This is a genomic window from Kitasatospora sp. NPDC050463 (genome assembly GCF_040655255.1).
In the GTDB taxonomy this organism is placed as follows: Bacteria; Actinomycetota; Actinomycetes; order Streptomycetales; family Streptomycetaceae; genus Kitasatospora.
Genome location: NZ_JBFAJO010000158.1, coordinates 1 through 7,754 on the forward strand (window position 1 = coordinate 1; position 7,754 = coordinate 7,754).

6 protein-coding genes and 1 pseudogene are annotated in these 7,754 nt (G+C 70.8%); 4 read left to right on the forward strand and 3 right to left on the reverse strand.

Annotated features, from left to right (window positions below; genetic code table 11):
- Positions 1-232: 232 nt before the first annotated feature.
- Positions 233-1,378 carry an IS4 family transposase gene (locus AB0J08_RS40560; protein WP_360644881.1) on the reverse strand — a complete coding sequence of 382 codons (1,146 nt, stop codon included), beginning with the start codon at positions 1,376-1,378 and terminating at the stop codon, positions 233-235.
- 373 nt (positions 1,379-1,751) lie between these two features.
- On the opposite strand from AB0J08_RS40560, the pseudogene AB0J08_RS40565 reads away from it, so the two are divergent.
- Positions 1,752-2,450, forward strand: a pseudogene (locus AB0J08_RS40565) (transposase).
- Between the two features lie 219 nt (positions 2,451-2,669).
- Here AB0J08_RS40565 and AB0J08_RS40570 read toward each other — a convergent pair.
- The gene (locus AB0J08_RS40570; protein WP_360644884.1) at positions 2,670-3,707 is read right to left on the reverse strand and encodes a helix-turn-helix domain-containing protein; all 1,038 of its coding nucleotides are present in this window, start codon (positions 3,705-3,707) and stop codon (positions 2,670-2,672) included.
- Positions 3,708-3,814: 107 nt separating this feature from the next.
- Here AB0J08_RS40570 and AB0J08_RS40575 point away from each other — a divergent pair, with 107 nt between their 5' ends.
- From AB0J08_RS40575 to AB0J08_RS40585, 3 genes are all read left to right on the forward strand, one after another.
- On the forward strand, positions 3,815-4,717 hold the full coding sequence (locus AB0J08_RS40575) for an alpha/beta hydrolase (protein ID WP_360644887.1): 903 nt from the start codon (positions 3,815-3,817) through the stop codon (positions 4,715-4,717).
- 75 nt (positions 4,718-4,792) lie between these two features.
- A complete protein-coding gene (locus AB0J08_RS40580; RefSeq protein ID WP_360644890.1) occupies positions 4,793-6,025 on the forward strand; it encodes a serine hydrolase domain-containing protein in 1,233 nt (410 codons plus the stop codon).
- Between the two features lie 45 nt (positions 6,026-6,070).
- Complete coding sequence (locus tag AB0J08_RS40585; RefSeq protein ID WP_360644893.1) at positions 6,071-7,276, forward strand: IS4 family transposase; 1,206 nt, start codon at positions 6,071-6,073, stop codon at positions 7,274-7,276.
- Between the two features lie 236 nt (positions 7,277-7,512).
- Here AB0J08_RS40585 and AB0J08_RS40590 read toward each other — a convergent pair.
- Positions 7,513-7,754 (reverse strand): hypothetical protein (locus AB0J08_RS40590; RefSeq protein ID WP_360644896.1); only part of this gene is annotated, 242 nt, incomplete at its 5' end.

The window sequence follows — 7,754 nt, forward strand, 5'->3', positions numbered from 1 at the left end:
GGCGGAAACGTGCGAGTCAGCAAACCGATCGCGATCCGGTCCGACAGTCGCTCGTCCGTCGCCGGCTTGACCTGCCCAGGGCGTGGCATCCAGGCCCCTCCTGGGCAGGCAGCCTACCAGCAGAAATCCTTAAGTCACTGGTATTGGCCCTAGCCTGCGCGTTTCACCTCGGGCTGGGACCGGATCGTGAGAGGGAACGCGAAAGTGCCTTCTGAGCTGCAATGCCAGTGAGTTAGGGCGTTTCTGCAGGTAGGGGCGGGTGCCAGGCCACTTTGAGGGTGTACTGGATGTGACCGGGAGTGCGTGGCTGGTCTCGTTTCTTGGTTTCGAAGGTGTTCTTGGGTGGCTTCTTGACTCGGTCGCACTGTCGGTCGCGTCGGGCTGGGAGGAGGCCGTCCAAGAGCTCGCGGACGACCTCGCTGCGCGCTGCCACCAGCGTGATGGCGTCTGCGGCCGCTTGGCTGGCGACCTTCAGCCGGGCGAGCTGCACGGTCACGGTGAAGGAGATCCGGTCGGGGTCGATGTCGCCGCGCTGTGCGGCGTGCAACTCCAGTGCGCACAGCGCCTGGTAGACGGTCAGGAGTGCGTAGACCTCCTGGCATGCCAGCTCGGGAGACTTCGAGCGCAGGACGAACCCGGCTCCGCGTAGGCGGTTCTTGAGTTCGGCGTACCCGTTCTCGATCTCCCACCTCTGGTGATAGATCGCCGCCAGGTGTCGGGCCGGGGCCCGCGTGTGGTCCAGCAGGCTGGTGACCAGCCGGAACGTCTCTCTGCGGGGCGGGCCTGCCTTCAGGTGGACGGTCACGGTGTACTGGATGATTCTCACGGTGTGGCCCTCGGGCGGCTGGGCCAGGGTGCGGCCGGCAGCCCGTGCCTGGCCGTGCCTGACGGTCTCCTTCGGAGTCGGCATGACCGAGATGAACGAGCCGTCGGACAGGACCCGCAGAGGCACGAATACCTGGTTGCCCTTGATCCGCCAAGCCAGGTGGGCGCCCGTCGCACGGGCATGGCCCCACAGTTCGTAGCCGGTGAAGCCGCGGTCGGCCAGCAGGAGCATGTCCGGCCGAAGGCTGGCGACGAGCTGGCGGGCGAGTGCATGCTCACTGGCCCGCGCCACCCCGTCGAAGGCGCCGTCGACCAGGCCGTGGGTGCCGCATTCGGTCAGCGCCATCAGCCTGATCTGCGGGTTCTCGGTCAGCGTGCGCAACACCGATCGGTATCCCGGCGGACCCGCGCTGTCCGAGCTGCTGAACAGGCACAGCGCCAAGACGAAGTACACCACCGCGCGGGCCGGCAGCAGCCTGCGGCGGCGCTCGACGCGTTCTGTCAACTCCAGTACTTCATCGACCACTTCGGGGGTGATTTCCTCGGTCAGCACGCCGAGCCGGATCCTGTCCCCGAACCGCGTTCCCACTGGACTGCGAGGGCCTCGCGCGGAAGCCGTACCCGCCGCTGTCGTCGCCGACCCGGTTCGGAGGATGGCACACTGAGCACCCAACGGAGCTCCCTTGCGGACAGTCGGATCTTGGTCGATCTTCTGTCTTACCGGGGGCTCCGTTGCCGTGTCCCGAGATCATCTGGTGGACCATCAGATAGTGGTCAACTTTCCCATGCCGGCAGGGAGCTATCCGCCCAAATCGGCCACGGCACTCGCCCCTACCTGCAGAAACGCCCTAACTCACTGGCATTGTTCTGAACTGGGACGATGAGGCTTGTCTAAGGTCTCCGCCGTACCAGCAGGAAGGCACTTTCTGCGTGCACCCCCTACCCGCTCACGCCCCAAGCTCGTCGTCAGCGCCGACGGGCACGGGGTGGTCAACCACGCCGGCTCGCGTCTGCTCGCGGATCTGGCCGACGCCACGACGCTGACCAGCGCCTTCTCCGACGCCCTGCGCCGGCTGCGGCCGCGCGGGACCGGGCACGATCCCGGCCGTGTCGCGGTGGATCTGGCGGTGATGCTCGCCGACGGTGGCGAGGCGATCCGGGACCTGGCCGTGCTGCGCGACCAGCGCGACGTGTTCGGCCCCGTCGCCTCCACCCCGACCGCCTGGCGGGTGCTGGCCGGCATCGACACGGCCGTCCTGAACGCGCTGCGGGCAGCGAGGGCCACCGCCCGTGAGGTCGCCTGGCTGCAGGCCGCCGAGACCGGGCGCGCCTTGCCCTTGGAGGTCCGCCACCGGGCCCACGCCAGGGTCGAGGACCACATCCGCTGCGGCAAGACCACCGGCTTCGGCCGCTTCCCCTCCCGCCACTTCGCCATCAACGCGGCCTGACTGGAACTGTCCCCGACCGCCATCGACCTGCCCACCTGGACCCGAACCCTGCTACTGGACGGCGAGTTGGCCACCGCCGAGCCCAAGAAACCCCGCTACCGACCTCTCCACGCCGCCACCCGGATCACCCACGGAGCCCGTCGCCTACGTCTGCAGATCGCTGCCGGCTGGCCCTGACGCCACGAGCTGACCGCCGCGTTCAGCCGCCTCGTGACACCGCCCCGCCCGGCCACCTGATCCAACCAAACCGTCCATGCCCACCCACCCGAGGACCCTCAGGAGTACCCGACCCGCGCGTCGGGCCCCCGGCATACCAGTTCTTCCACAGCAGCCGCATCACGACCGCCCGAAAGATCAACCCAGCTCAGCCAGCCCCAACCGAAACGCGGAGGCTAGCTAGGCGTCCAGCAGCCGCCAAGCGGTGAGGGCGAGCCTCGCGCGGGTCAGGCCTGTGGGGTCGGTGACGTCGATGCCGAGGGTCTTCGAGATCTGTTCGAGGCGGCGGGCGATGCTGCTGTGGTGCAGGTGGAGGAGGCCTGCGGCCCGGCGCAGTGAGCCGGTGGCGCAGTAGGTGTCCAGTGTCTCCAGGTCCTCCGGATCGGCGGCGAGCCGGGCGACGGCGGCCACGTCGGTGTTCTCCCGCGCGGTGTCCTGGGGGACGTCGGCCAGGAGGGCCAGCGCGCCCAGATCCCGGTAGCGGATGACGGGTTCGCGCGGGGTCGTGAAGCGGAGGGCGGTGCGGGCCTGCCGCCAGGACCGGTCGGGGCTTCCGGCGGCGCCGATGCCCGCCCGTACGTCCGCCGGGAACCGGGCCGGCTCCAGGGCCGTGGCCAAGACGACGCCCACGTCGGCCAGCGGCGCCGCCTTCACCGGGCGGGCCGGGCAGATCAGGCCGCCGACCCGGTCGAGCGGGAGCCGCGTCCGTACGGCGACGACGTGGACCGGCACGTCGGCGGCGAAGCCCAGGAGGCGTAGCGCCCGGGCCCGGGCCGCCTCGTCGCTGTCGGAGCTGATGACCAGTTCGACGAGCGCGGGGTCGGCCATGGTGGTGCGCGCCGGACCGTGCCGCTCGACGACCCCGGCGGCGGCGATGGCCAGCCGGTCCAGGAGCACGTCGTCGAGGGGGCTCGGGGGGCCGGGGCGTTCCAGCCAGACCGTGCCGATCTCCTCCTCGTCGAGCGTGATCGGCGTCGTGGAGGACGCGGACGGCGGTGGGCCGCCCGACGCCGGTCTGCCGTCGGGCGCGTGGCGGATCACCCGGCCCGTGGCGTGGAGTCCGATCCCCGCCGTGCACTCGGCCAGGCCCGCCGAAGCCCGGGCTAGCGCCGCCAGATCCACGCGCCGCCGCATCAGCGTGTCGTAGAACGCGATGATGCGGATCGCCCCGTCGACGTACGGATCAAGTCCCGACAGCCGTACGGCCAGTGCTTCCATACCGGAAGGATAGAAGGAGTCGGGTGCGCCGAACGACGCGATTTCGGGGCGGGATGCGCGACGGACGGCGGATGACCGCCCCGGGCGGCGGCCGTGAGGATGGCGTCATGGATCCCGAACTCGAAGCGTTCATCCCCTTCCTGCCCCTCATGGACATGAGCGACCCGGTCGCCGGGCGCAAGGAATTCGCCGCCCGGGCCGCCGCCGCGCCGGCGCCGGACACCTCCGGCATGGGGGTCGAGGACCACACGGTGACCCGGCCCGCGGGACCGGGCGTGCCGGTACGGGTCTACCGCCCGCGCGCGGCGCGGGGCGCGATCGTCTGGCTGCACGGCGGCGGCGGAGTCTTCGGCGACCTCGACACCGAACATCCCTGGGCCGCCCGGGTCGCCGGCCTCTCCGGGGCGGTGGTCGTCTCGGTGGGGTACCGCCTGGCGCCCGAGGACCCGTTCCCGGCGGCCCTGGACGACGCCTACGCCGTACTGGCCTGGGTGGCCGGGCACGCGGACGCACTCGGCGCCGACCCGGCGCGGATCGCGATCGGCGGGCACAGCGCCGGGGCGAACCTCGCGGCCGCGGCGGCCCTGAGGGCGCGGGACGAGCAGGGCCCCGCGATCCGGTTCCAGCTGCTCAACCAGCCGGGCCTGGACGACCGTCAGAATACGTGGTCGGCGCGGAACTTCACCGACACGCCCTGGTTCAACAGCGGCGCGCGCGCCGCAGCGTGGCGGCACTACCTGGGCGACCGGCCCGCCACCCCGTACGCCGCCCCGGCCCGGGCCTCCGACCTGGCCGGCCTGCCGCCGGCCTACATCGCCACCGCGGAGTTCTGCCCGAACCGCGACGAGGGCGTCGCGTACGCGCTGCGCCTGATGCAGGCGGGCGTGTCGGTCGAACTCCACCAGTGGCCCGGCACCTTCCACGGATCGCAGGCGATCCTCTCCGCCGAGGTCTCGCAGCGGCAGAACGCGGAACTCGGCGCGGTCCTGCGCCGAGCCCTGGCCGGCTGACCACGCGTCTCACCCCTCTCGCCCATCTCTCATTATCTTCTCGTCTCATCTCATCGACAGCGAAGGACGATTGGCATGAAGCTCCGAACGGTGTTGTGCGCGACAGTGGCGGCACTCGTCGCTTGTACGGGCACGGTGGCGGCGGTTCCCGCGCCGTCGAACGGCCTCGACCGCGCGGCGCTGCGGTCCGCCCTGGACGGTGTCCACCGCGCGGGTGTCCCGGGGGTGTTCGCCGAGGTGCGCGACACCGGTCTGACCTGGCGGGGCGCCTCAGGGGTTGCCGACCTCCGGACCGGCCGTCCCGTCGGCGCGGACATGCGGCAGCGCGTCGGCAGCATCACCAAGACCTTCACCGCCGCCGCCGTCATGCAGCAGGTCGAGCAGGGCCGGATCCGGCTCGACGCGCCGATCGGCGACTATCTGCCGCAACTGGTGCCGGGGGAGCGCGGCATGAGGATCACGGTCCGGATGCTCCTGAACAACACCAGCGGCATCCCCGACTACATCCCCTACGCGTTCCCCTCGCTCGGGGCCTTCCCCTCCCTGCCGGACGTCACGACCGAGAGCCTCGACGACAACCGGTTCAGGGAGTTCCGCCCGGAGGAGCTGATCGCGATGGGCCTCGCGGCGCCCCCCGCCGGCGAGCCCGGCGCCCTTCCGGGGGTGTACTCGAACAGCAACTGGCTGATCCTCGGTGAGCTTCTGGAAGAGGTGACCGGCACCCCGGCGGAGGAGTACATCACCCGGAACGTCATCGAGCGCGCCGGCCTCCGGAACACCGTCTTCCCGACCGGGACGCGCATCCAGGGACCGCACGCGCGGATGTACGAAGCCTTCTACGGCCTCATCGACCCGCCGCGCGACTACAGCGTCTACAACATGTCCTGGACGGGGACGGGCGCCTCGCTCGTGTCGACCATGGCGGACCTCAACCGCTTCTACGCCGAGCTGCTGGCCGGCCGGATCGTCAGCGGGGAGTCGCTCGCGGAGATGCAGCGCACGGTCCCGGTCCGCGCCCTGGACGGATCGATGATCCGGTACGGCCTCGGCCTCCACGAGATCGCCACGGACTGCGGCACGTTCTGGGGCCACGACGGCACGGTCTGGGGAGCCGGGACGATCTCCCTGACCCGGGGCGACGGCAAGCGTCAGATGTCCGTCGCGGTCAACCTCCAGAGGTGGAACAAGCCGGACGCCTCCGGGCGGCCGCAGCCCCACCCCATCGACGGCGCCCTTGCGACCCTGTACGGGCAGGCGATGTGCGGTGCTGAGGCCGCGAAGCTCGCCCCCTCGGCCCAATACCAGTGACTTAAGGATTTCTGCTGGTAGGCTGCCTGCCCAGGAGGTGCCTGGATGCCACGCCCTGGGCAGGTCAAGCCGGCGACGGACGAGCGACTGTCGGACCGGATCGCGATCGGTTTGCTGACTCGCACGTTTCCGCCGGAGCTGGTGGACCGGATCGTGGAGGAGTCCGGGAAGGCCGGTCAGCGTCAACGGCTGCTGCCGCCAAGGGTGGTGGTGTACTTCGTCCTCGCGATGTGCCTGTTCTCCGGGCACGGGTACGAGGAGGTTGCGAGGCTGCTGACCGAGGGGCTGGCCTGGGCTAGGCGTTGGTCCGGGTCGTGGCAGGTGCCCACCACCGCGGCGATCTCCCGGGCCCGGGTCAAGCTCGGACCGGAGCCGCTCAAGGCGCTGTTCGAGCAGGTCGCGGGGCCTGTAGCGACCGACTCCACCCCTGGCGCTTGGTACGGGCGTTGGCGTCTGCTGGCAGTCGACGGAACGACGTTCGACGTGCCGGACAGCGAGGAGAATGACGCGCGGTTCGGACGGCCGAAGACCCACCGGCGTGAGCGGTCGGCGTTCCCGCAGGTGCGGGTGGTCGCGCTGGCCGAGTGCGGCACGCACGCGATCACCCATGCGGCCCTGGGGCCGTTCACCACCGCGGAGACCGTCCTGGCCCGGGAGCTGTTCGAGGCCCTTGGCCCAGGTGACCTGCTGATGGCCGACCGGGGCTTCGCCGGTCTGGAGCAGTGGCGGGCCGCCTCGGCCGGCGGCGCGGACCTGCTGTGGCGGATCAGGTCCAGCGCCGTGCTGCCCGTGCGGCGGGAACTCCCCGACGGGTCCTACCTGTCCGACATCGTCGCCGCCCGTGACCACCGCAAGCGCACCGACCCGACCGTCGTGCGGGTCATCGAGTACACCCTGGATGACCCCCGCCCGCAGCACCCGGCCCCGTACCGGCTGATCACCAGCATCCTCGATCACAGGGCCGCACCCGCAACAGAGTTGGCAGCCCTCTACAACGAACGCTGGGAGCTCGAAACCACGCTGAACGAACTGAAGACCCACCAGCGCGGCCCCGCCCGGGTCCTGCGCTCCCGCTCGCCCGAGGGCGTCGAACAGGAGGTCTGGGGCCACCTGCTCGTCCACCACGCCATCCGCACGCTCATGCACGACAGCGCAGACCAGGCCGGCATCGACCCGGACCGGCTCTCCTTCACCCGCTCCCTCCGCCTCCTGCGCCGCCAGGTGACCGCGCAGGCGGCCTTTTCCCCCTGAGCACCTGGCCGCCGCCCTCGCCGACGGCCTGCGGGAGATAGCCCGCCACCTGCTGCCAGCCCGCCGCCGACGCTCCAACCCCCGCGTCGTCAAACGATCCGACCACCGGCACTGGCCCCAGCCCACCCGCACCCCGGCCGAAGCGGTCACCATCGCACCCCACTACAGGACCGCCCCGACCAACCCTCCGACCAAGGTCCCCAGAGCCTGGGATAATTAAGTCACTGGTATTGGCCCTAGTCCTCGTACTCCTCGTCCCACTCGATCTGGGCGAGTGCCTCAGCGAGGTCGTGGGGCTCGGCCGGCTTCCATGCGCGTTCGAGCTGCTCGTACGCCGCGCGCTGCTCGGCGGTGGAGGGGAAAGCGGCGATGGCTTCGGTGGGGCGGCCGTACTGAACTTGATTGGGTGATGTCGGGGCTGTTCGCCTGACGGTGGGGCTGTGGATCCGGTAGCCCTGGGGCATGAGGTACGCGCAGG

Coding starts and splice junctions, on each gene's coding strand:
- AB0J08_RS40570 (WP_360644884.1), bottom strand. CDS start 3,707: ATGGAAGCACTGGCCGTACGGCTGTCGGGACTTGATCCGTACGTCGAC.
- AB0J08_RS40575 (WP_360644887.1), top strand. CDS start 3,815: ATGGATCCCGAACTCGAAGCGTTCATCCCCTTCCTGCCCCTCATGGAC.
- AB0J08_RS40580 (WP_360644890.1), top strand. CDS start 4,793: ATGAAGCTCCGAACGGTGTTGTGCGCGACAGTGGCGGCACTCGTCGCT.
- AB0J08_RS40585 (WP_360644893.1), top strand. CDS start 6,071: ATGCCACGCCCTGGGCAGGTCAAGCCGGCGACGGACGAGCGACTGTCG.